Annotated in this window: 17 protein-coding genes, 2 tRNA genes and 3 rRNA genes; 9 read left to right on the top strand and 13 right to left on the bottom strand. The window is 59.8% G+C overall.

The features are described from left to right. Positions 1-6: 6 nt before the first annotated feature. The 6 genes from rrf to ACN9MW_RS05665 form a co-directional block, all read right to left on the bottom strand. Positions 7-119 (bottom strand): 5S ribosomal RNA (gene rrf, locus ACN9MW_RS05690). An 86-nt stretch (positions 120-205) separates the two neighbouring features. Further along, positions 206-3077: ribosomal RNA gene (locus ACN9MW_RS05685) — 23S ribosomal RNA — on the bottom strand. Between the two features lie 178 nt (positions 3078-3255). Continuing rightward, positions 3256-3331: transfer RNA gene (locus tag ACN9MW_RS05680), tRNA-Ala, on the bottom strand. 7 nt (positions 3332-3338) lie between these two features. Then, a tRNA-Ile gene (locus ACN9MW_RS05675) sits at positions 3339-3415 on the bottom strand. Positions 3416-3482: 67 nt separating this feature from the next. Next, positions 3483-5013 (bottom strand): 16S ribosomal RNA (locus ACN9MW_RS05670). Together the 16S, 23S and 5S rRNA genes with 2 tRNA genes alongside form the textbook arrangement of a ribosomal RNA operon. A gap of 325 nt (positions 5014-5338) precedes the next feature. Next, positions 5339-6115: an enoyl-CoA hydratase gene (locus ACN9MW_RS05665; RefSeq protein WP_426168456.1), complete on the bottom strand. Its 777-nt coding sequence runs from the start codon at positions 6113-6115 to the stop codon at positions 5339-5341. Between the two features lie 116 nt (positions 6116-6231). Here ACN9MW_RS05665 and ACN9MW_RS05660 point away from each other — a divergent pair, with 116 nt between their 5' ends. Together ACN9MW_RS05660 and ACN9MW_RS05655 are read left to right on the top strand one after the other, a co-directional pair. Beyond that, positions 6232-6669 carry a universal stress protein gene (locus ACN9MW_RS05660; RefSeq protein WP_426168453.1) on the top strand — a complete coding sequence of 146 codons (438 nt, stop codon included), beginning with the start codon at positions 6232-6234 and terminating at the stop codon, positions 6667-6669. A 62-nt stretch (positions 6670-6731) separates the two neighbouring features. Continuing rightward, positions 6732-8366: a hypothetical protein gene (locus ACN9MW_RS05655; RefSeq protein ID WP_426168451.1), complete on the top strand. Its 1635-nt coding sequence runs from the start codon at positions 6732-6734 to the stop codon at positions 8364-8366. On the opposite strand, the gene mltA is transcribed toward ACN9MW_RS05655, so the two are convergent. Both mltA and apaG read right to left on the bottom strand, forming a co-directional pair. Further along, positions 8363-9595 carry a murein transglycosylase A gene (gene mltA / locus ACN9MW_RS05650; RefSeq protein ID WP_426168449.1) on the bottom strand — a complete coding sequence of 411 codons (1233 nt, stop codon included), beginning with the start codon at positions 9593-9595 and terminating at the stop codon, positions 8363-8365. The two genes, ACN9MW_RS05655 and mltA, sit on opposite strands and share 4 nt — an antisense overlap. Before the next feature lie 117 nt (positions 9596-9712). Continuing rightward, positions 9713-10087, bottom strand: a complete 375-nt coding sequence (gene apaG / locus ACN9MW_RS05645; protein ID WP_342115459.1) for a Co2+/Mg2+ efflux protein ApaG — start codon at positions 10085-10087, stop codon at positions 9713-9715. Positions 10088-10189: 102 nt separating this feature from the next. Between apaG and rpe the strand changes: the two genes are divergently transcribed. The 7 genes from rpe (at position 10190) to trpC (ending at position 16345) form a co-directional block, all read left to right on the top strand. Then, positions 10190-10855 carry a ribulose-phosphate 3-epimerase gene (gene rpe / locus ACN9MW_RS05640; RefSeq protein ID WP_130315645.1) on the top strand — a complete coding sequence of 222 codons (666 nt, stop codon included), beginning with the start codon at positions 10190-10192 and terminating at the stop codon, positions 10853-10855. Positions 10856-10857: 2 nt separating this feature from the next. Beyond that, entirely contained in the window at positions 10858-11553 is a 696-nt protein-coding gene (locus tag ACN9MW_RS05635; protein WP_426168444.1) for a phosphoglycolate phosphatase, read from the top strand. A gap of 184 nt (positions 11554-11737) precedes the next feature. Next, positions 11738-13234, top strand: coding sequence for an anthranilate synthase component I (trpE, locus tag ACN9MW_RS05630; protein ID WP_426168442.1), 1497 nt, complete (start codon positions 11738-11740; stop codon positions 13232-13234). A 1-nt stretch (position 13235) separates the two neighbouring features. Continuing rightward, on the top strand, positions 13236-13802 hold the full coding sequence (locus ACN9MW_RS05625; RefSeq protein WP_055938512.1) for an anthranilate synthase component II: 567 nt from the start codon (positions 13236-13238) through the stop codon (positions 13800-13802). Positions 13803-13816: 14 nt separating this feature from the next. Further along, a complete protein-coding gene (trpD, locus tag ACN9MW_RS05620) occupies positions 13817-14854 on the top strand; it encodes an anthranilate phosphoribosyltransferase (RefSeq protein WP_426168438.1) in 1038 nt (345 codons plus the stop codon). Positions 14855-14857: 3 nt separating this feature from the next. Then, positions 14858-15535, top strand: a complete 678-nt coding sequence (locus ACN9MW_RS05615; protein WP_426168436.1) for a LysE family translocator — start codon at positions 14858-14860, stop codon at positions 15533-15535. Positions 15536-15544: 9 nt separating this feature from the next. Then, a complete protein-coding gene (gene trpC, locus ACN9MW_RS05610; protein ID WP_426168433.1) occupies positions 15545-16345 on the top strand; it encodes an indole-3-glycerol phosphate synthase TrpC in 801 nt (266 codons plus the stop codon). Here the strand turns inward: trpC and ACN9MW_RS05605 are convergent. The 5 genes from ACN9MW_RS05605 to ACN9MW_RS05585 form a co-directional block, all read right to left on the bottom strand. After that, a complete protein-coding gene (locus tag ACN9MW_RS05605) occupies positions 16338-17861 on the bottom strand; it encodes a hypothetical protein (RefSeq protein ID WP_426168431.1) in 1524 nt (507 codons plus the stop codon). The genes trpC and ACN9MW_RS05605 overlap by 8 nt on opposite strands. Before the next feature lie 54 nt (positions 17862-17915). Continuing rightward, entirely contained in the window at positions 17916-19082 is a 1167-nt protein-coding gene (locus ACN9MW_RS05600; protein ID WP_426168429.1) for a hypothetical protein, read from the bottom strand. Positions 19083-19397: 315 nt separating this feature from the next. Continuing rightward, positions 19398-19637 carry a hypothetical protein gene (locus ACN9MW_RS05595; RefSeq protein ID WP_426168426.1) on the bottom strand — a complete coding sequence of 80 codons (240 nt, stop codon included), beginning with the start codon at positions 19635-19637 and terminating at the stop codon, positions 19398-19400. A gap of 88 nt (positions 19638-19725) precedes the next feature. After that, positions 19726-21513, bottom strand: coding sequence for a M61 family metallopeptidase (locus ACN9MW_RS05590; RefSeq protein ID WP_426168423.1), 1788 nt, complete (start codon positions 21511-21513; stop codon positions 19726-19728). Further along, on the bottom strand, positions 21510-22127 hold the full coding sequence (locus tag ACN9MW_RS05585; RefSeq protein ID WP_426168421.1) for a nucleotidyltransferase family protein: 618 nt from the start codon (positions 22125-22127) through the stop codon (positions 21510-21512). The genes ACN9MW_RS05590 and ACN9MW_RS05585 overlap by 4 nt, the downstream gene beginning before the upstream one ends. Positions 22128-22134: the final 7 nt, after the last annotated feature.

The following is a 22134-nucleotide window of genomic DNA, read 5'->3' as shown; positions in this document are numbered from 1 at the left end:
ATAAGAGCCTGACGATAACCTACTTTCACACTGGTTGCAGCACTATCATCGGCGCAGAGTCGTTTCACGGTCCTGTTCGGGATGGGAAGGGGTGGGACCGACTTGCTATGGTCATCAGGCATGACTTGTCAACAATCGTGGAAGAAGTAAAGTGGGGGTAGGGTTCTCAAACACTGTGTAAATGCTACATAACCGTCAAGGTTATAGGGACAAGCCGTACGGGCAATTAGTATCAGTTAGCTTAATGCATTACTGCACTTCCACACCTGACCTATCAACGTCCTGGTCTCGAACGACCCTTCAAGGAGCTCAAGGCTCCGGGAAATCTCATCTTAAGGCAAGTTTCCCGCTTAGATGCTTTCAGCGGTTATCTCTTCCGAACTTAGCTACCCGGCAATGCCACTGGCGTGACAACCGGTACACCAGAGGTTCGTCCACTCCGGTCCTCTCGTACTAGGAGCAGCCCCCTTCAAATTTCCAACGCCCACGGCAGATAGGGACCAAACTGTCTCACGACGTTTTAAACCCAGCTCACGTACCACTTTAAATGGCGAACAGCCATACCCTTGGGACCGGCTACAGCCCCAGGATGTGATGAGCCGACATCGAGGTGCCAAACTCCCCCGTCGATATGAACTCTTGGGAGGAATCAGCCTGTTATCCCCAGAGTACCTTTTATCCGTTGAGCGATGGCCCTTCCATACAGAACCACCGGATCACTATGTCCTACTTTCGTACCTGCTCGACTTGTCGGTCTCGCAGTTAAGCACGCTTATGCCATTGCACTATTAGCACGATGTCCGACCGTACCTAGCGTACCTTCGAACTCCTCCGTTACCGTTTGGGAGGAGACCGCCCCAGTCAAACTGCCTACCATGCACTGTCCCCGATCCGGATTACGGACCAAGGTTAGAACCTCAAACAAACCAGGGTGGTATTTCAAGGATGGCTCCATAGGAACTGGCGTCCCTACTTCAAAGCCTCCCACCTATCCTACACAGATTGGTTCAAAGTCCAATGCAAAGCTACAGTAAAGGTTCATGGGGTCTTTCCGTCTAGCCGCGGGTAGATTGCATCATCACAAACACTTCAACTTCGCTGAGTCTCGGGAGGAGACAGTGTGGCCATCGTTACGCCATTCGTGCAGGTCGGAACTTACCCGACAAGGAATTTCGCTACCTTAGGACCGTTATAGTTACGGCCGCCGTTTACTGGGACTTCAATCAAGAGCTTGCACCCCATCATTTAATCTTCCAGCACCGGGCAGGCGTCACACCCTATACGTCCACTTTCGTGTTTGCAGAGTGCTGTGTTTTTATTAAACAGTCGCAGCCACCAGTTTATTGCAACCTTTTCGCCCTTCCACAGTAAAGTGGTCAAGCTACCGAGGCGTACCTTATCCCGAAGTTACGGTACCAATTTGCCGAGTTCCTTCTCCCGAGTTCTCTCAAGCGCCTTAGAATACTCATCTCGCCCACCTGTGTCGGTTTGCGGTACGGTCTCGTATGACTGAAGCTTAGAGGCTTTTCTTGGAACCACTTCCGATTGCTTCGCGAGCAAGCTCGCTCGTCCCAGTCCCTTGAATTACGCGCCCGGATTTGCCTAAGCGCCTTCTATGAACCAGGAACTGCCTATTCCAACAGGCAGACAACCTTCCGCGATCCGTCCCCCCATCGCATCATACGACGGTGCAGGAATATTAACCTGCTTCCCATCAGCTACGCATCTCTGCCTCGCCTTAGGGGCCGACTCACCCTGCTCCGATGAACGTTGAACAGGAAACCTTGGGCTTACGGCGTGCGGGCTTTTCACCCGCATTATCGCTACTCATGTCAGCATTCGCACTTCTGATACCTCCAGCATCCTTTACAAGACACCTTCGCAGGCTTACAGAACGCTCTCCTACCATATCCTTACGGATATCCGCAGCTTCGGTGACTGGCTTAGCCCCGTTACATCTTCCGCGCAGGACGACTCGATCAGTGAGCTATTACGCTTTCTTTAAATGATGGCTGCTTCTAAGCCAACATCCTGACTGTTTTAGCCTTCCCACTTCGTTTTCCACTTAGCCAATCTTTGGGACCTTAGCTGGCGGTCTGGGTTGTTTCCCTCTTGACACCGGACGTTAGCACCCGATGTCTGTCTCCCAAGCTCGCACTCAACGGTATTCGGAGTTTGCAATGGTTTGGTAAGTCGCGATGACCCCCTAGCCATAACAGTGCTCTACCCCCGTCGGTGATACTTGAGGCACTACCTAAATAGTTTTCGGAGAGAACCAGCTATTTCCAAGTTTGTTTAGCCTTTCACCCCTATCCACAGCTCATCCCCTAATTTTTCAACATTAGTGGGTTCGGTCCTCCAGTGCGTGTTACCGCACCTTCAACCTGGCCATGGATAGATCACTTGGTTTCGGGTCTACACCCAGCGACTGGCGCCCTGTTCGGACTCGATTTCTCTACGGCTCCCCTATCTGGTTAACCTCGCCACTGAATGTAAGTCGCTGACCCATTATACAAAAGGTACGCCGTCACCCCTTACGAGGCTCCGACTGTTTGTATGCACACGGTTTCAGGATCTATTTCACTCCCCTCCCGGGGTTCTTTTCGCCTTTCCCTCACGGTACTGGTTCACTATCGGTCGATTACGAGTATTTAGCCTTGGAGGATGGTCCCCCCATGTTCAGACAGGATTTCTCGTGTCCCGCCCTACTTGTCGTACGCTTAGTACCACCGCTCTGATTTCGTGTACGGGGCTATCACCCGCTATGGCTCCTATTTCCAGAGGATTCCACTATCAGAACGACTATCACGTACAGGCTCTTCCCATTTCGCTCGCCACTACTTTGGGAATCTCGGTTGATTTCTTTTCCTGCAGCTACTTAGATGTTTCAGTTCGCCGCGTTCGCTTCACACACCTATGTATTCAGTGAGTGATGACCTATAAGGCCGGGTTTCCCCATTCGGAAATCTTCGGATCAAAGCTTGTTTGTCAGCTCCCCGAAGCTTATCGCAGACTTCTACGTCCTTCATCGCCTGTAATCGCCAAGGCATCCGCCATGTGCACTTATTCACTTGTCCCTATAACCTTGACGGCTATAAGTTCAAGCACTTACTACTGTGTTTGATGAGTTTTACTACTACCCTAAGTAATATCTTTCGATATCGCTTAATAAAACTTTTACTTCTTCCAGATTATTAAAGAACGATGAACATTTAAGCGTTCAAACCTAAGCGGCTACGCTTACGTTTGAAAACTTGGTGGAGGATGACGGGATCGAACCGACGACCCCCTGCTTGCAAAGCAGGTGCTCTCCCAGCTGAGCTAATCCCCCATTGGTTTGGTAGGGCTGGTTGGGCTCGAACCAACGACCCCCGCGTTATCAACACGGTGCTCTAACCAGCTGAGCTACAGCCCCAACATTGCTGTTCTTCGTATTACAACAGTCGATAAGTGTGAACGTTTGAGTCTGATGCCGACTCTAGAAAGGAGGTGATCCAGCCGCACCTTCCGATACGGCTACCTTGTTACGACTTCACCCCAGTCACGAATCCTACCGTGGTAAGCGCCCTCCTTGCGGTTAAGCTACCTACTTCTGGTAAAACCCGCTCCCATGGTGTGACGGGCGGTGTGTACAAGACCCGGGAACGTATTCACCGCGACATGCTGATCCGCGATTACTAGCGATTCCAACTTCATGTAGTCGAGTTGCAGACTACAATCCGGACTACGATACACTTTCTGGGATTAGCTCCCCCTCGCGGGTTGGCGGCCCTCTGTATGTACCATTGTATGACGTGTGAAGCCCTACCCATAAGGGCCATGAGGACTTGACGTCATCCCCACCTTCCTCCGGTTTGTCACCGGCAGTCTCATTAGAGTGCTCTTGCGTAGCAACTAATGACAAGGGTTGCGCTCGTTGCGGGACTTAACCCAACATCTCACGACACGAGCTGACGACAGCCATGCAGCACCTGTGTGCAGGTTCTCTTTCGAGCACTCCCGGATCTCTCCAGGATTCCTGCCATGTCAAGGGTAGGTAAGGTTTTTCGCGTTGCATCGAATTAATCCACATCATCCACCGCTTGTGCGGGTCCCCGTCAATTCCTTTGAGTTTTAATCTTGCGACCGTACTCCCCAGGCGGTCTACTTCACGCGTTAGCTGCGTTACTAAGTCAATTAAGACCCAACAACTAGTAGACATCGTTTAGGGCGTGGACTACCAGGGTATCTAATCCTGTTTGCTCCCCACGCTTTCGTGCATGAGCGTCAGTTTTGACCCAGGGGGCTGCCTTCGCCATCGGTGTTCCTCCACATCTCTACGCATTTCACTGCTACACGTGGAATTCTACCCCCCTCTGCCAAACTCTAGCCTCGCAGTCTCCATCGCCATTCCCAGGTTAAGCCCGGGGATTTCACGACAGACTTACGAAACCGCCTGCGCACGCTTTACGCCCAGTAATTCCGATTAACGCTTGCACCCTACGTATTACCGCGGCTGCTGGCACGTAGTTAGCCGGTGCTTATTCTTCAGGTACCGTCAGCAGATCTGGATATTAGCCAGACCCTTTTCTTCCCTGACAAAAGAGCTTTACAACCCGAAGGCCTTCTTCACTCACGCGGCATTGCTGGATCAGGGTTGCCCCCATTGTCCAAAATTCCCCACTGCTGCCTCCCGTAGGAGTCTGGACCGTGTCTCAGTTCCAGTGTGGCTGGTCGTCCTCTCAGACCAGCTACTGATCGTTGCCTTGGTGAGCCTTTACCTCACCAACTAGCTAATCAGATATCGGCCGCTCCAGGAGCACAAGGCCTTGCGGTCCCCTGCTTTCATCCTTAGATCGTATGCGGTATTAGCGTAACTTTCGCTACGTTATCCCCCACTCTTGGGTACGTTCCGATATATTACTCACCCGTTCGCCACTCGCCGCCAGGCCGAAGCCCGCGCTGCCGTTCGACTTGCATGTGTAAAGCATGCCGCCAGCGTTCAATCTGAGCCAGGATCAAACTCTTCAGTTCAATCTCTGTTTTTGCCGCATTTCTGCGGCAGGTCACTCACTCAAAATACTGACGAAATCTCATAAAGAGATTTACGTTTAATTTTGTGCGAGCGTTATAACGTATATTTTGAGCATCGAGCCCGAAGGCTCGGGCATATCGTCAAACGCCCACACTTATCGACTGTTGATTTTTAAAGATCGCTGCCTTATCGTTGACAAAGCGTTGTGTTTGTCAGCAGCAGAGAAGCGAGATTATGCGGTACAGCGTGCAACTCGTCAACCCCTCTTTTTCTTCTCTCGCTTCGTTGCGTTAAGTACGCTGCGTTGCGAGGGACCGAACTATATCAAAGCCCCTCGAAGTTTGGCAAGCGCTTTTCGAGGAAGGCATACATGCCTTCGCGCTGGGCCGGCGTGCCGAAGCCTGCGTGGAACAGGCGGCGCTCGTAATTCACGCCTTCCGACAACGTGGTCTCAAAGGCGCGGTTCACGCAGTCCTTGATTTGCATGGCGACAGAAACCGGCATCTGGGCGATGCCTTGGGCGATTTCCAGCACGGATTCGATCAGCTTGTCGGCCGGGACTACGCGCGAGACCAGGCCAATGCGCTCCGCTTCGGCCGCATCGATCATGCGGGTGGTCAGCAGCATATCCATCGCTTTCGCCTTGCCAATGGTGCGCGGCAGGCGCTGGGTGCCGCCGGCGCCCGGCGTAACGCCGACCTTGATTTCAGGCTGGCCGAACTTGGCGGTGTCAGCTGCAACCAGGAAATCGCACATCATGGCCAGTTCGCAACCGCCACCCAGCGCGAAACCGGCCACGGCGCCGATCACCGGCTTGCGCACTTTCAGGATGTGCTCCCAGTTGCGCCCAATATAGTTGTCGCGGTGGGTGTCCTGGTAGGTGTAATCCTTCATCGCAGCGATGTCCGCGCCGGCGGCAAAGGCCTTTTCGCTGCCGGTCAGCACGATCACGTGGATTGCGGGGTCTTTTTCGAACTTGGCAAAAGCCTCGCCCAGCTCATTCATCATATTGTCGTTCAGGGCGTTGAGGGCCTTGGGACGGTTCAGGCGGATCAGCGCCACTTTGTCGTGAACTTCTACGAGCAGGTCCTGGTATTCCATTTATTCTCCTCCAGTCGGTTAGCTATCGGGCAATTGTAGCTGTTGTGCACGAAGCGCGCGCCGATGAATCCGGGGTAGACCTACACTGGACTGGAGAATTTGTCAGGAGAACTGCCATGTTCAAATCGATTTTGCTGCCCACCGACGGCTCGCAACTTTCGGAACGGGCCACCCAGACTGCGATCGAATTCGCAAAGATCCATGGCGCGCGCATCACTGCGGTCTCCGTGGTCCAGCCCCTCCCCTTCGTACCCTTGGCCGATGCGGCCGTGCTGCCAGACCCCGGCGTCTTTGACCGCGAAGTACGGAGCAATGTCCAGGCTGGCCTGGATAAGGTGCTTGCGGCAGCCACCGCAGCCGGCATCGAGTGCGATGCCGTGCTGGGCGAGGCAATCAACCCCTACGAGGTCATCGTCAAGACCGCGGAAGAGCGGCATTGCGACATCATCCTGATGGCGTCCCATGGCCGCAAGGGCCTGAATAAACTATTCCTTGGAAGCGAAACCCAGAAGGTTCTCGCACATACGAATTTGCCGGTGCTCGTTCTACGCTGACCCCTGATCTTATTGCGAATTTGGTAATATTTATCGAATTCGCAACTTGATCAAGGGTCAGAATGAAGCACCTCGGCTTACTGGCAGGGCTGGCACTGGCGATGTCTGGCGCCGCTGCCGAAAACGTACACGTCACTGTCCGCCTGGCGGCTCCCGACGCATTGGAAGTCAGCTACGAGCTGCCCGCCGCCTGCACGCAACTGCCGTTCCTGAAGACCGGCGCCGGCGCTGCCGAGATACGCTCGCACTGGCAAGCTGTCGGTGAGTGCGGCAAAGCTGGCGGTGACGCACTGGCGCGCGGCGCCAACAATTGCAAGGCGCTCGCCTTCCGCGTCCCTGCCACGACCAACAAGGTCGAGGGATATCCCGGTTCCTTCCCTACCGGCGAAGGTATCTACGCGCATATGTCGAACTATGCTGTCACCGAGGCCTGTGGAGCGGTGATTTACCGCTTTGCTGCGCCCGGCAGCATACTGACAGGTTTGGCGCGGCACGAAGGAAGCGCAACTGCCCACGCCGATGCGCCGGCACTGCTGTTCCCGGCCCGCTTGCCGGCGGCAGACACGAGCCTCGACTACTACGATCCGGCGCTGCCGCCCGCCACCGTGGCGCAATTGCGCGAGCGGGCCGACCGCACTGCGAAGTGGCTGAACAACCGCATGCCGGGAGCACGGTTCAGGCGCCCGATCATTGCTGCCACCATGGCGAAGGAGCCGGGCGGACCGAATATTGGCGGAAGCGCCGGCGACATGCTCCATCTGGCGCTGTTCAACTGGCCTGCCGAGCCATCGCCGGAGGTATCCCGCCTTGCCAACAAGCTGGTGGCGCATGAAATGAGCCACCGCTTCCAGATCCGCGACGCCGTGGACATCTACGACGATTCGCGCCTGATCAACGAGGGTATCGGCGAATTCCTGCGCTGGCTGGTGTCCGTGCACGAAGGCTGGTTGACGCCACAGGAAGCCGCGAACGAACTGGATGATGCCCTGGCCGCCTGCATGCTGATCGCCGACGACCGCCGCTGGCATGCTATCTCCCCCGCGGAGATCGGCGGCACGCGCCTGGAGTACGAATGTGGCCTGCCGGCCTTTGTTTACGCCTTGGCGGCACGCCAGGGCAAGGGTGACGCCGTCGCGCGCATCGACGACTTTTACCGCCAGCTTCGCAATGGCGCCAAGCCGGACCTGGCCCAGGCAATGGAATGCGGAAGCCAGGCCTGCAAGGCAATGGTGCTCCCGGCAGTGCTGGATGGCTCCGGCGCAATGCGCGACGAATGGTCGCGCGTGCTCGATCAGACAGGGTTGGCCAAGCCGGTGGCGCCGACGCAGCGCCAGACCGACGCGATGATGCTGCGGGCGCTGACCAAGCTGGTGCGCGAAGACTGCAAAGGCAAGCGCAGCATGACGCCCACCAGCACCAGCATCCTGGTCGATACCCTGCCTTCGTGCACGACCTTGCGCCAGGATGTGGAAGTGGTGCAGGTCGAGAGAAAGCCGCTGTTTGGCGGCATGCAGGCCTTGCCGGCCATCTCGCAGGCATGCGCCGCGCGGCATGAAGTGGTGCTGGGTTTGAAGGACGGCGCTACGCTGCCCGTTCCCTGCCGCTCTCCCTACCAGGCAAGCGCGCGCATGTATGCTGCCGATATCGGCAAGATCATGCGCGCGCTGAATGTGCCCGATGCGCAGGGCAAGCGTTAGCGGGCGAGCTTGGGCAACAGCACCCAGATACTGCCGCGCTGTTTCATGCGGCCGGCGAAATCGGCAGCTTCCGAACCAAAGCCGAAGAACAGGTCAAGACGGATGGCGCCCTTGATGGCGCCGCCGGTATCCTGCGCCAGCATCAGCCTTTGCAGCGGCAGCTCATCGTCGCCAGGCAGCGTGGTATTCAGGTAGACCGGGGCTCCCAGCGGAAGCTGGCTGCGGTCGATCGCCACGGAACGCTGCGGCGTCAGCGGCACGTTCAGCATCCCTTTCGGGCCGACCTTCGGGTCGGGCAGCTTTTCTTCCTTGAAGAAGACGTAGCTTGGATTGGCATTGAACAGCTCCTGCTGGCGCGTCGGGTGGCCGTCGATCCAGGCCTTGATGCCTTGCGCAGTGGCTTGTTCAGCGGTCAGCTCACCCTTCTGCACCAGCCATTTGCCGATCGACTGGTACGGCCGGCCATTCTGGTCGGCATAGGCAACGCGCACGGTATCGCCGTCAGGCAGTTGCACACGGCCGGAACCCTGCACTTCCAGGAAGAAGGCCTCGACCGAATCGTCCACCCACAGCAGCTCGTTGCCCGGCAAGCCCGTACGGCTGATTTCTTCTCGCGCCGGATAGGGCACGACGCGCTTGCCTTTCAGGCGGCCGCGTACACGCTTGCCCGCCAGTTCGGGATAGACCGAGCCGACATCGATGATGACCATATCGTCCGGCACCTTGTACAACGGTGTCTGGTAAGGGCCGCCCTTCTTGCGGGCGCCGCGCAGCAGCGGTTCGTAATAGCCGGTAATCAGGCCGGTATTGCTGCCATCCGGCGCGACCACTTGGTGCGGGTCGAAGAAGGATTCAAAGAACAGGCGGATGGCAGCCTGGCTATTGGCGTCCACGGTCTTGGCGATCGCGCAGGGTTCCTTCCAGTCTGCTCCGCTTGCCAGCTTGGAGCAGGACAGCATGAAGGCCGGCCATGCAGCGCGCAGGTCGTCACGATCCCAGCCCGGCAAGTCGGAGAAGCGGGCGGGAATGAATTCCGCTTTGGCAGGCGGGGGCGGTGCGGCCGGCACGGTGGGTTGGACCGGCGGCTGGGCCGGCGTGGCAGGCGCAGTCGGCGTGACAGGGGCAGGCTGCGACGGTTTGGCAGGCGGCGGTGGTGGAGTGACGCAACCGGCCAGCACTAACGCGACGGCGGTGGCGCAAACGGGTAAACTACGGCGTGTCAAAAACATGAGGTGTTGTCTATGATTTATCTGATGCTTGAAGCGCTGGTGGCGCTCTTCCTTCTGGTATTCATCGTCTGGTGGACGCTGCCGGCCAACAAAAAGAAGAAGGACGGCGAGAAGTAACTAGTGCAGGGTTCGCGGCAAGGACAGCACGAATTCAGGAATCTTGGTTTCAAACTGGTGGCCGTCTTCAGCCACGCAGAAATATTCCCCATACATGGAGCCCTGCGGCGTGCGCAGCTGCGTGCCGCTGGTGTACTCGAACACCTCGCCCGGCGCCAGCAATGGCTGGTGGCCGACGACGCCCAGGCCGCGTACTTCTTCAATATGGTTGTTCGCATCGGTGATCACCCAGTGACGGGAGATCAGCTGGGCCGGCACGGTGCCGGTGTTCTTGATGGTGATCGTGTAAGTGAACACGAAATTGGTGCGGTCCGGATTGGACTGTTCCGGCAGGTACTGCGTGCGTACCTCGACCGCAAACTCATACTGGGCCATAAGGGTTTCCTTCATAACAATTGGGCAATTCTAGTCCAAGCAATCGGACAGCGTCCGCACAGCAGCGTAAAATAACGCATCTTTTTTCTCAGCCGACCAGCCATGACCACTTTCCGTATCGCTCCGAGCATCCTGTCCGCCGACTTCGCCCGCCTGGGTGAAGAGGTTCGCAACGTAGTTGCCGCTGGCGCCGACATCATCCACTTCGACGTCATGGACAACCACTACGTGCCTAACCTCACCGTCGGCCCGCTGGTCTGCCAGGCGATCCGCCCGCACGTGCAAGTACCGATCGACGTGCACCTGATGGTCAAGCCGGTCGACCGCATCATTCCTGATTTCGCCAAGGCTGGCGCCAACATCATCACCTTCCATCCGGAAGCGTCCGACCACATCGACCGTTCGCTGCAACTGATCCGCGACAACGGCTGCAAGGCTGGCCTGGTGTTCAATCCTGCCACCCCACTGAGCTACCTGGATCACGTGATGGACAAGATCGACATGATCCTGATCATGTCGGTGAACCCGGGCTTCGGCGGCCAGTCCTTCATCCCGCAGGCGCTGAAGAAGATCGCCGAAGCGCGCCGCCGCATCGACGAATCCGGCCGCGACATCATGCTGGAAGTCGACGGCGGCATCAAGATCGACAACATCAAGGCCGCGGCAGAAGCCGGCGCCGACACCTTCGTGGCTGGTTCCGCGATCTTCGGCCAGCCTGACTACAAGGCCGTGATTGACGCGATGCGCGGCCAACTGGCTTCGCTGTAAGAATGGCGGCGGTCCTGCGCGGCGTAAGGGCCGCCATCATTGACCTCGACGGCACGATGCTCGACACGATGCCGGACTTCGAAGTGGCCATCAACCTGATGCGCGAAGAACTGGGGCTGGCGCCAATTACAGTCGCGCAGATTGAACTGATGGTCGGCAAAGGGTCGGAAAACCTGGTGCGGCGCGTGCTCGCACTGGACCACGACGATGCCGGCGTCGAGCAGCACTTCCCGGCCGCGATGGAAGCCTACCAGCGCCACTACCTGGTCATCAATGGCCGGCACAGCGAAGTATATGCCGACGTGGTGTCGGGCCTGGAGCGCATGCGTGCGGACGGACTGCGCCTGGCCTGCGTGACCAATAAGCCGGTGGCATTCGCCAAGCCGCTGCTTGCGCTGAAGGGCCTGGACGGCTACTTCGAAGTGCTGTTTGGCGGCGATTCCTTCGAAAAGAAGAAACCCCACCCCCTGCCCTTGCTGAAGGCCTGCGAATTTTTCGACTTGCCGCCGGCGCAGGTGGTGGCAATTGGCGACTCCTCGAACGACGCCGAAGCAGCCCGCGCGGCCGGCTGTCCTGTGCTGACTGTGCCATATGGATATAACCACGGCGTGGGTATACACGAAACAGATTCCGATGGTATAGTTGACACGCTGCTTCATGCAGCTGCCTTGATTAGCACGCAAAACGACGCTATCTGACCAAAATGTTTCTCAACAAAAGACACAATGTAACCCACCGGGGCTCGATTGAGGCCTGGCTGTGGCGACGCTGGCAATCCTGACTTAGTCCCGATTGCTGTCGGCGCACGTGCGTGTCACTGCTCCGGCAGGTTTTTTGTAACCGAACCGCCACCACCACATCCATGGCGGAATGGAGAGAAACATGACCGAACTCGAATTCAAATCCCTGGCCGCGGAAGGCTACAACCGTATTCCTTTGATCGCGGAAGCTTTCGCCGACCTGGAAACTCCGCTCACCCTGTACCTCAAGCTGGCCCAGACCCAGAACTACGGCAAGAACACCTTCCTGCTGGAGTCGGTGGTGGGCGGCGAGCGTTTCGGCCGCTACTCCTTCATCGGACTGCCTGCCAATACCCTGCTGCGCAGCACCGGCAAGCTGACCGAGATCGTCAAGAACGGCCAGGTGATCGAGACCCACGAGGGCAATCCCCTCGAATTCATCGAGCAATACCAGGCGCGCTTCAAAGTAGCCGTGCGTCCCGGCATGCCGCGCTTCTGCGGCGGCCTGGCCGGCTACTTCGGCTACGACACCGTGCGCCATATTGAAAAGACCCTGGCCAGGACGCAGCCGAAGGACGACCTGGGCCTGCCGGAAATCCAGTTGATGGTGACCGAGGAACTGGCCGTCATCGACAACCTGTCCGGCAAGTTGTACCTGATCGTCTACGCCGATCCGCAGCAGCCGGAAGCCTTCGCCAAGGCGCGCCAGCGCCTCAAAGACCTGCGCGCCCTGCTGCGGCGCGGTGTCGATGCGCCGGTAACCACGCCGTCGGTACGCACCGAGACCATCCGCGACTTCGCCAAGGAGGATTACCTGAAGGCCGTCGCCAAGGCACACGAATATATCCTGGCGGGCGACTTGATGCAGGTGCAGATCGGCCAGCGCATCCGCAAGCCATATGTGGATTCGCCACTCACGCTGTACCGCTCGCTGCGTTCGCTGAACCCGTCGCCGTACATGTACTTCTACAATTTCGGCGACATGCAGATCGTTGGTGCATCGCCGGAAATCCTGGTACGCAACGAAACCCTGGCTGACGGCGAAAAGAAAGTCACGCTGCGCCCGATCGCCGGTACACGCCCGCGCGGCAATACGCCCGAACGCGATGCGGCGCTGGCCGAAGAGCTGCTGAACGATCCGAAGGAAGTGGCGGAACACGTGATGCTGATCGACCTGGCCCGCAATGACCTGGGCCGCATCTCCGAAACCGGCAGCGTGAAGCTGACCGACAAGATGGTGATCGAGAAGTACTCGCACGTGCAGCACATCGTTTCCAACGTGGAGGGCAAGCTGAAGAAAGGCATGTCCAACCTGGACGTGCTGCGCGCCACCTTCCCTGCCGGCACCCTGACCGGTGCGCCGAAAGTGCGTGCGATGGAAATCATCGACGAACTGGAAATCTGCAAGCGCGGCATCTACGGCGGCGCCTGCGGCTACCTGTCCTTCGGCGGCGAAATGGACGTGGCGATTGCGATCCGCACCGGCGTGATCAAGGACGGCATGCTGTATGTGCAGGCCGCCGCCGGCATCGTCGCCGACTCGATACCGGAAATGGAATGGCAGGAAACTGAAAACAAGGCGCGCGCCGTGCTGCGCGCGGCCGAGCAAGTGCAAGATGGCCTGGATGGGGAGTTCTGACATGCTGCTGATGATCGACAACTACGACTCCTTCACCTACAACATCGTGCAGTATTTCGGCGAGCTGGGCGAAGACGTGCGCGTGCACCGCAACGACGAAATCACCATCGCCGAAATCGAAGCATTGAATCCCGACCGCATCTGCATCTCGCCGGGTCCGAAAGACCCGTCCCAGGCGGGCATTTCGCTGGAAGTGCTGAAGCACTTCGCGGGCAAGAAACCTATCCTGGGCGTTTGCCTGGGACACCAGGCCATCGGCGAAGCCTTTGGCGGCAAAGTTATCCGCGCCAAGCAAGTCATGCATGGCAAAACTTCTCTTATCGCGCATACGGGTGTGGGCGTGTTCCAGGGCTTATCCAGCCCGTTCACGGTAATCCGCTACCACTCTTTGGCAATCGAGCGATCCTCGCTGCCTTCCTGCCTGGAAGTCACAGCCTGGACCGACGACGGCGAAATCATGGGCGTGCGGCACAAGGAATACGACATCGAGGGCGTGCAGTTCCACCCCGAGTCCATCCTGTCCGAGCACGGCCACGCCTTGCTGAAGAATTTCCTCGATCGCAAATAAGAGAAGGAAGCATCATGCCTATCACGCATCAAGAAGCACTGGTTCGCTGCATCGAACACCGTGAGATTTTCCACGACGAGATGCTGTACCTGTTCCGCCAGATCATGTCGGGCGAAATGTCGCCAGTCATGGTGGCTGCCCTGACCATGGGCTTGCGCGTCAAGAAGGAAACCATCGGCGAGATCACCGCTGCGGCACAGGTCATGCGCGAGTTCTCGACCAAGGTCCCGATGGCCGATACCACCAACCTGGTGGATATCGTCGGCACCGGCGGCGATGGCGCGCACACGTTCAATATTTCTTCCGCTTCGATGTTTGTCGCCGCTGCCGCCGGTGCGCGCGTGGCCAAGCATGGCGGACGCTCCGTGTCGTCCTCCTCGGGCAGCGCCGACCTGATCGAATCGCTGGGCGCGAACATCAACCTGAAGCCGGAACAGATCGCGCAGTCGATCGCGCAGACCGGCATCGGCTTCATGTTCGCGCCAAATCACCACGCTGCGATGAAGCATGTGGCGCCGGTGCGCCGCGAACTGGGCGTGCGCTCCATCTTCAATATCCTTGGCCCGCTGACCAATCCAGCCGGCGCCCCGAACATCCTGATGGGCGTGTTCCACCCGGACCTGGTGGGTATCCAGGTGCGCGTGCTGCAGCGTTTGGGCGCGCAGCATGCGGTGGTCGTCTATGGCCGCGACAATATGGATGAAGTGTCGCTGGGCGCAGGCACCATGGTGGGTGAACTGGTCAACGGCGAAATCCGCGAGTATGAAATCCATCCTGAAGATTTCGGCCTGTCGATGATCGCTTCGCGCAACCTCAAGGTGGCGGATGCCACCGAATCGAAGGCGCGCGTGATGGAAGCCCTGCACGGCGAACCGGGGCCTGCGTCGGATATCGTGGCGCTGAATGCTGGCACCGCCTTGTATGCGGCCGGCGTAGCCTCGTCCATCGAGGACGGGCTGGCGCGGGCACGAACGGCTGTGTCGTCCGGCGCCGCGGTGGCCAAGCTGGAACAGTTCGTTCGCGTCACGCAGGAACTCGGCCGGGAGGGTTAAGCGATGTTCGGCATCCATGACCTGACGCTGTTTGTGATCTCCGGTCTGCTGCTGAACATCATGCCGGGGCCGGATTCGCTGCTGATCATGGCGCGCAGCGCTACCCAGGGCTGGCGTGCCGGTTGCGCTGCGGCGCTGGGGGTCGGCGCGGGCACCATGCTGCACATCGGCGCGGCAGCGCTTGGCCTGTCGGCCCTGCTGGCTACCTCCGCCACCGCCTTCACCGTTGTCAAATGGGTGGGCGCGGCGTATATCGTCTGGTGCGGCATTTGCATGCTGCGGGCGCGGCTTAAGGCCGATAAAACCGGCACACCGGTGTCTGACCCATTGGGTCAGACACCGGTGTGCCGGTTTGCGCCGCAGGCGAATCTGCCCTACCGCAAAATCTTCGCGCAAGGCTTCCTGACCAATGTCCTGAACCCGAAAGTCGCGTTGTTCTTCCTGGCATTCGTGCCGCAGTTTATCGACGCGGGCGCGGCCAACAAACCGCTGGCCTTCCTGGTCCTGGGCTGCATCTTCAATTTCAACAGCATGCTGTGGTGTAACAGCCTTGCCATCTTCACCGCCTTCGCCAGCGCGCGGCTGAAGGTCAAACCACTGGTGGCGCTGTGTCTGAACCGCGCGACCGGCAGCCTGTTCATCGCGCTTGGCGCGCGCCTGGGCCTGGCCGAACAACATTAAAGAATCATCATGTCCGACATCCTGAACAAAATCCTGGCCGTGAAGGCCGACGAAGTAGCGGCGGCCAAGAAGCACCGCAACCTGCAATCCCTGCGCGACGAAGTCGAAGGCGACAAGGAACTGCGCGCCGGCCTGCGCGGCTTTGAAGCCAGCCTGCGCAGCAAGATCGAAGCCGGCCAGGCCGGCGTGATCGCCGAGGTGAAGAAAGCCTCGCCGTCGAAAGGCGTGCTGCGCCCCGACTTCCGTCCAGCCGAAATCGCCGGCAGCTACGCCGGTGCCGGCGCGACCTGCCTATCGGTACTGACCGACGTGCATTTCTTCCAGGGCTCGAACGAATACCTGAAACAGGCGCGCGCTGCCTGCGACATCCCCGTCCTGCGCAAGGACTTCATGGTCGACATGTACCAAATCTATGAAGCGCGTGCCATGGGCGCCGATTGCATCCTGCTGATCGTGTCCGCGCTGGACCACGGCCTGATGGCGGAAATGGAAGCCTGCGCCCACGAATTGGGCATGGACGTTCTGATCGAATCGCACGATGGCGACGAGCTGGCCGCGGCGCTGGACCTCAAGAGCCGTCTGATCGGCATCAACAACCGCAACCTGCGCACCTTCGACGTGACGCTGGACACCACGCTCGACCTGCTGTCGCGTATTCCGCAAGAACGCATGGTCATCACCGAATCCGGCATCATGACGCCAGCCGACGTGCAGCGCATGCGCGAACACAACGTGCACGCCTTCCTGGTCGGCGAAGCCTTCATGCGCGCGCCCGATCCGGGGGCCGAGCTGCGCAAGCTGTTCAATTAAAGCCGCAACGCTGCGATTTCATGGCGCCCGCGCGGCGCCATTCAGTAAACAAGCCCATCGACCGTGGCTCGAAAATGGTAAGGGTCTGGCCATCGAGACTGAGCTTGAAGGTCTCGATGTGCTCAACCTTCATCCAGGGCTTGTCCGCCAGTGGCACCTGCCAAACAAAACTGCGATTGCGCACAGCCCATTCGCCCTGCTCCTGCTTGACCTTGTCCTCCTGGCCTTGCAGCGGCAGGACGGAATAGTTGCCGTCATCCCGCATCACCACCCTGCCATTCGGGCCGAGTTTGCTGGACTCCCAAATGCCGACGATAGCGCAAGGCTGCGGATGGCTGCCAAGCACCGCGTCGATATATTTTTCAGCCGCCTGCTTCCCGAAGCCGATCAAGCCAGCCACGCCCAAAGCGGCGAGCAGGCCGGTCATGGTCGACGGCAGCAAGCCGCTGTCTCCGCCGCGCAAGCGGACCATGTCGTCGTAGGCGGCGCCAAACCAGCCGGCCCCGATTTCATTTTCACGCAAGGCCACTTTACCGCGCCGTATCATCAGCAGCAGCACGAGGATATTGGCGAGCGGGATGATGATCAGGACCATCGCCAGGATCCGCATCACGATATTCGACCCTGCTCCCTTGGCCAGGCGGTAGACGGCAGCCATTGCCAGGGCGGTAAGGCCCAGCGCCAGCAAGAGCTTCGGCCAACCGGCCAGGTCGCGGAAAAAGTATCCGGTGACAAGGTATAGCACGGTCGCGTACACCGTCAGGCGCAGGCCATCGGCCAGCATGAAGAGGCGCGGGTCGGCGCCGCCCAATGAACAGGTTTCCGGTTCCGATTCCTGTTCGCGGCGCGATCGCGGCGGCATGGTCGATTTGACGTCGACCGGCTCCAGGGATACGCCCGACGCCGCCGCAGCTTTCCCTGCAGCGGCAGGCCGCGCCGGGGGCGGGCTTGGCGGCGGGGGTTCCAGATGCACCACGCGGTCATGCTCAAGCGCCATCGTCGCGTGGCAGCCGGCGCGCTCCTTCAGCGCAAGCACATAGTATTGGGCCTGGGCTCGCAGTACCCCTTTTTTGACGATCTTGCGCCGTCCTCCGGACAACAGCGCCAGCATTTCCGTTACCGGCTTTTGCATCAGGGCGGCAAGGCGATTGGCAGCTTCGCCCAGCGCCACGCCCGGCGCGGGGCCTTCCAGCACTACCTGGTAAGTCGGGGGACGATGCACTGCGCCAGACTGGTTGTCCACCACGGTCAGGCCCAATTCGCCGGCAAGGTAAAGCACATGTGGAACCACTTCCTGCTTGCGGTAGTCCACGGTCAAGCGGCCGGCATCACCGGCGAAATGACAATCCGACCAGGGCGTATCCGGAAAAAGGGCTGTCAGCTTGTCGTGAAAGCGCTTCAACAAGGCGGATGGCGGCTGCTCGCCGCTTTCTTGCCGCAACCTGTTCATGAAGGGAAAAACGTCCAGGTCCGCTTCCGGGGTGGCGACCGACGCCAGTTGAATCTGGTAACTCATGCGCTGCGAACGCAGGAACGGCTGGCCGCGTAACGCTGGCCAGCCACCGCGATCTCAAAGAATCTGGTTGATGAAGGCGTAGCCCCCGACTGCTGCAAGAACCAGCAGCGCGAGCAGTAATTTGGTGGAAGGCAGCATGCCGTCACGGCCGCCCAGCTCGCGCACCTCGTCCGCATCCAGCAAGGAGTTGCGGGTAGTAAGGCCGTTCTCTTTCAAGACGCCCGCAGCGCGGAAATACGTCCACGCGACCATCAGGGTGCCCGGGCCCGGCACGAATGCCAGCATCGCAAACACCAGGGTGCGAAGCAGGCCGGAACCGATCGCCTGGGCAAGCCGGACCACCGCAATGGCGCCCAGCGCGCTCATCGCCAGCGCGAACGACATCATGAACGGCGACTTGATGCGCAGGACCATGACCAGCACAAGCAGGACCATGCTGCCAACCAGCGATGCAGCGGCCATGCGCTGGGATTCGGCGGCCTGGAACATTTGCTCGTCAGGCTCGATGCCGACGATTTCCGGCTGGTCGAAGCTGGTCGCCTGAGGCACTTGCGCCACGCGCGCCGGGGGTGGACTTGGCGCCCTCGAGGCAACGTGACCCGGGGCCTTGTGAACGGACTTGACCGCGGCCTTGCGCGGCTCCGCCGAAACCGTGGCACGGCAGCTGGCGCGCTCGCGCAAGGCAGTCACATAGACTTCGGCCTGTGCGCGGGTGAGGCCCTTCTTGACCAGGGTGCGGCGGCGCGAATGCAGCAGCAGCACCATCTGCGGGAGCGGCTGGTTCATCAACTCCGCAAGCTGGGTCGCGGCGGTTTCGACTTCCACGCCCTCCAGCGGACCTTCCAGCACGACCTGGTAAGCCTGCGGGCGGTGCACCGCACCGTTTTGCTCGTCCACCACGGTCACGCCCAGGTCGCTGGCGATACGCAGCACGTGAGGAATCACTTCGTCATGGCGGCGCGAGATCGCCACGCTGCCATAACCGCCTTTGAAATTGTCTGCCAGCGGGCCATCCGCCCAAGGGCAGTTCTCAACGGCCTTGTCCCCGGCGCCATAGCTGGTCAGGCAGGGGAACAGCTTCAGGATGGCGTCGCGAAAACTCTTCAACTGCTGGGATGGCGCAATACTGATGGTTGCACCGGCAATCTGTTCCAGGAATGGGAGAACTTCCGCATCGTTGGCGGGAACTTCGCGCGCGACGATGTGCAGTAGATAAGTCATAAATTAAACGTAGCCAAACTCGTAATGAGTGATGGTAAATTACCGGCGAGCAAAATAATAGTCCGTGCGGCATGAAAACGACAGCCGCCAACGTGGCGACAGTCAGGCCGCCAAAGGTGTAGGGGCCGCGATTTCAGTACGGTTGCGCCCGTTTGCCTTGGCGCGGTACAGGGCGGCGTCGGCGCGCGATGACAAGCTGTCAAGGGACTCAACCAAAGTTTGCTGGCTGGCAATACTGATGCTGATTGTGCAATTTGGAAATCCCGGCTGTTAACATTCCTGCAATTGCGACTGGGTCCGCCGCCTGGCCGCTGATTAACATGGCCGCCACGCCGCGTGGAATATCGTCCATCCCGGCGGCTCGCCGAAAAAGCGCCGCGTCCCCACCATCGACAAGCCGATGCCCCACATCAGGAAGGTATTGGCCGCAGGCAGTACCGCTTCGTCGGGCAGCATGCCGCGCGACAGGAACAGCCCACCTGCGCCAACCATGCAAAGCAGCCCGCAGGCCCAGTGCCCAACGCCGGCGACCTCGCGCCGGAAGCTCGCAAGCATGGAATACCATGCCTACCGCCAGCACGCGCAGGCCAGCGTGGTGGTGAACAGGATGGTGAACGGATCCAGCGCGAACTTCACGGCGCCATCAGGCGGTCGGGCGGCGCAGGCTGGTTTTCTGCTGCTCCACGGCGATGGTGATGCCCGGCACGCGATCGCCTTGCAGCACCACGTCGAAGGCCATCAGCTCGTCGCGGCGGAAGGCATGCACCTGCACGGTTTCGCCGACCTTGTAGCGCGACAGCAGGCCATCCACGTTGGACGGGTTTCCGCTGACGCGCAGGCCGTCGATGGCCACCAGCAGGTCGTTGGCCGACAGGCCGGCCTTCTGCGCGGCGCCGCCATCATGCACGGCACTCAGCTTGCAGTCGGCGCCCTCGCGGCCGAGGTTGACGTCCAGGCCAGGCTTGGACGCCTTGCGTTCGTCCTTGTAGCCCACGCCGAATTGAGGCAGCAGCTTGGCCAGCGGCACGTCTTCGGTGCCGCGGATGTATTTGTCGAAGAAAGTCTTCAGCTTGAAGCCAGCCACGTTGTCGAACAGCGCTTCCACTTCTTCCGGCGTCACGCCGCGCGGCTTGCCGTTGTAGAAATCCCGGCCGAACTTCTGCCACAGCGCGCGCATGATGTCGTCCAGCGAGCGCTTGCCATTAGTCTTGGCACGAATGGTCAGGTCCAGGCCCAGGCCGATCAGCGAGCCCTTGGCGTAGTAGCTGACGATGGCATTCGGCGAGTTCTCGTCCTGGCGGTAGTACTTGCCCCAGGCGTCGAAGCTGGAATCGGCCACGCTTTGCTTGGTGCGGCCGCTGCCGCGCAGCACGGCGCCGACAGTCTTGCCCAGCATCTTGAAGTAGCCTTCTTCCGACAGCAGGCCGGCACGCACCAGCAACAGGTCGTCGTAGTAGCTGGTAAACCCTTCGAACAGCCAGAGCAGCGGAGTGTAGTTCTCTGCCTGGTAATCGTAAGGAGCAAACACCGCCGGCTTGATGCGCTTGACGTTCCAGGTGTGGAAGTATTCGTGGCTGCACAGGCCCAGGAACTTCATATAGCCTTCGCTCGGCTCCTTGCCTTTCTGCGCTGTGGTGGGCAAGTCGGCACGGGAGCAGAACAGCGCCGTGGAGGCGCGGTGTTCCAGGCCGCCGTAGCCGTCGCCCACCACCATCGTCATGAACACGTAGCGGTCCATCGGCGCCTTCTTCGTGCGTGGCTCGAAGAAGGCGATCTGCGTCTCGCAGATCTGCTTCAGGTCGGCGCAAACGCGGGCAATGTCGAGGTTTGGCACGCGTCCGGTGAACACCACGTCGTGCTGCACGCCCAGCGCCTTGAAGCTGGCCATCTCGAACGTGCCCATTTCCACCGGGCTGTCGATCAATTCGTCGTAGTCCTGCGCGACGTAAGTGCCAAAGCCGTAGCGCCTGGCTTTCAATTCCTTCAATGCGGTGGCAACCCGCCATTTGGACGCTGCTTCATGGGCAGGCCGCTGGATGTCGACCACGTGCGGCTCGCCTTCCTGACCAAGGGCGCGCAGGAACACGCTGGTGCCGTTGAAGAAGCCGTGCGTTTGGTCAAGGTGGGCGGCGCGCACCGAAAGGTCCCAGGCATAGACTTCGTAATGCACGGTAAGCTTGCCCTTGCAGGGCTCGGCTTGCCACGAGTGCTTGTCCAGCTTCGACAGTTCGACCGGCTGGCCGCCTGCCTCGGCGCGGATCTGCACGATGTTGCGCGAGAATTCGCGGATCATGTAGCTGCCGGGGATCCAAGCTGGCAGCACCAGGACCTGGCCTTCCGCCGCCGGCGCTTCAATGGTCATCGTGACCTGGAACATATGGGTTGCCGGGTCTTTGGCGGCGATGGTGTAGCTGATTTTTTTGTTTTTCATTGGATGTCGGATGGCGTGTCGATGTCCTGCAAGATGCCGGGATCGTCCACCATTAGTTCGTTAACCGGGTTGTTCTTCAAGATGCTGCGGGCGCCCTGGTCTCCGGCCAGCGCCAGCAAGGCATGCAGGTGGACGCGGCCGAAGGCAACCGGGTTGCCGCGTTGGCCATCGTGCACCGGCGCTGCGATCGTCGTTGCGGTTGTCACGGCATCCGCCAGCGCCGCCATCGTGGCCGGCTGCACATAAGGCATGTCGGCCAGCGCAATCAGCCAGCCCCCGGCGTCCTGCGCGCGCCGCACGCCGCATGCCAGCGAGGCGGCCATGCCCTCGCCCGCGTTTTCGCAAACGGCAACTTCGCAGCCAAGGCCGCGTAAAAGATTGGCCGTGGCCGCGTCTTCCGCGCGAACTACCGCTATTACGCGCGGCACCGCGGCCTGCAAGGCGCGGGCACTGGCCACGACGACCGGCTCGCCATTCGGCAGCGCCTGCAGCAGCTTATAGCGCTCGCCGGTCGGATCAAAACGGCTACCGCGGCCTGCAGCCAGCAAGATGCCTGCAACGGCGCCTGCGTCCGCAACAGCGGCGGACGCGCGGGCGGGGGCGGAAGCGGCCACGTGCTAT

The organism is Pseudoduganella sp. R-34, assembly GCF_049904655.1.
Lineage (GTDB): Bacteria > Pseudomonadota > Gammaproteobacteria > Burkholderiales > Burkholderiaceae_D > Rugamonas.
Note: the sequence above shows the minus strand (reverse complement) of the source record. Positions and strands in the feature narration are given on the sequence as shown.

Coding starts and splice junctions, on each gene's coding strand:
- ACN9MW_RS05665 (WP_426168456.1), bottom strand. CDS start 6,115: ATGGAATACCAGGACCTGCTCGTAGAAGTTCACGACAAAGTGGCGCTG.
- ACN9MW_RS05660 (WP_426168453.1), top strand. CDS start 6,232: ATGTTCAAATCGATTTTGCTGCCCACCGACGGCTCGCAACTTTCGGAA.
- ACN9MW_RS05655 (WP_426168451.1), top strand. CDS start 6,732: ATGAAGCACCTCGGCTTACTGGCAGGGCTGGCACTGGCGATGTCTGGC.
- mltA (WP_426168449.1), bottom strand. CDS start 9,595: ATGTTTTTGACACGCCGTAGTTTACCCGTTTGCGCCACCGCCGTCGCG.
- apaG (WP_342115459.1), bottom strand. CDS start 10,087: ATGGCCCAGTATGAGTTTGCGGTCGAGGTACGCACGCAGTACCTGCCG.
- rpe (WP_130315645.1), top strand. CDS start 10,190: ATGACCACTTTCCGTATCGCTCCGAGCATCCTGTCCGCCGACTTCGCC.
- ACN9MW_RS05635 (WP_426168444.1), top strand. CDS start 10,858: ATGGCGGCGGTCCTGCGCGGCGTAAGGGCCGCCATCATTGACCTCGAC.
- trpE (WP_426168442.1), top strand. CDS start 11,738: ATGACCGAACTCGAATTCAAATCCCTGGCCGCGGAAGGCTACAACCGT.
- ACN9MW_RS05625 (WP_055938512.1), top strand. CDS start 13,236: ATGCTGCTGATGATCGACAACTACGACTCCTTCACCTACAACATCGTG.
- trpD (WP_426168438.1), top strand. CDS start 13,817: ATGCCTATCACGCATCAAGAAGCACTGGTTCGCTGCATCGAACACCGT.
- ACN9MW_RS05615 (WP_426168436.1), top strand. CDS start 14,858: ATGTTCGGCATCCATGACCTGACGCTGTTTGTGATCTCCGGTCTGCTG.
- trpC (WP_426168433.1), top strand. CDS start 15,545: ATGTCCGACATCCTGAACAAAATCCTGGCCGTGAAGGCCGACGAAGTA.
- ACN9MW_RS05605 (WP_426168431.1), bottom strand. CDS start 17,861: ATGAGTTACCAGATTCAACTGGCGTCGGTCGCCACCCCGGAAGCGGAC.
- ACN9MW_RS05600 (WP_426168429.1), bottom strand. CDS start 19,082: ATGACTTATCTACTGCACATCGTCGCGCGCGAAGTTCCCGCCAACGAT.
- ACN9MW_RS05595 (WP_426168426.1), bottom strand. CDS start 19,637: ATGCTTGCGAGCTTCCGGCGCGAGGTCGCCGGCGTTGGGCACTGGGCC.
- ACN9MW_RS05590 (WP_426168423.1), bottom strand. CDS start 21,513: ATGAAAAACAAAAAAATCAGCTACACCATCGCCGCCAAAGACCCGGCA.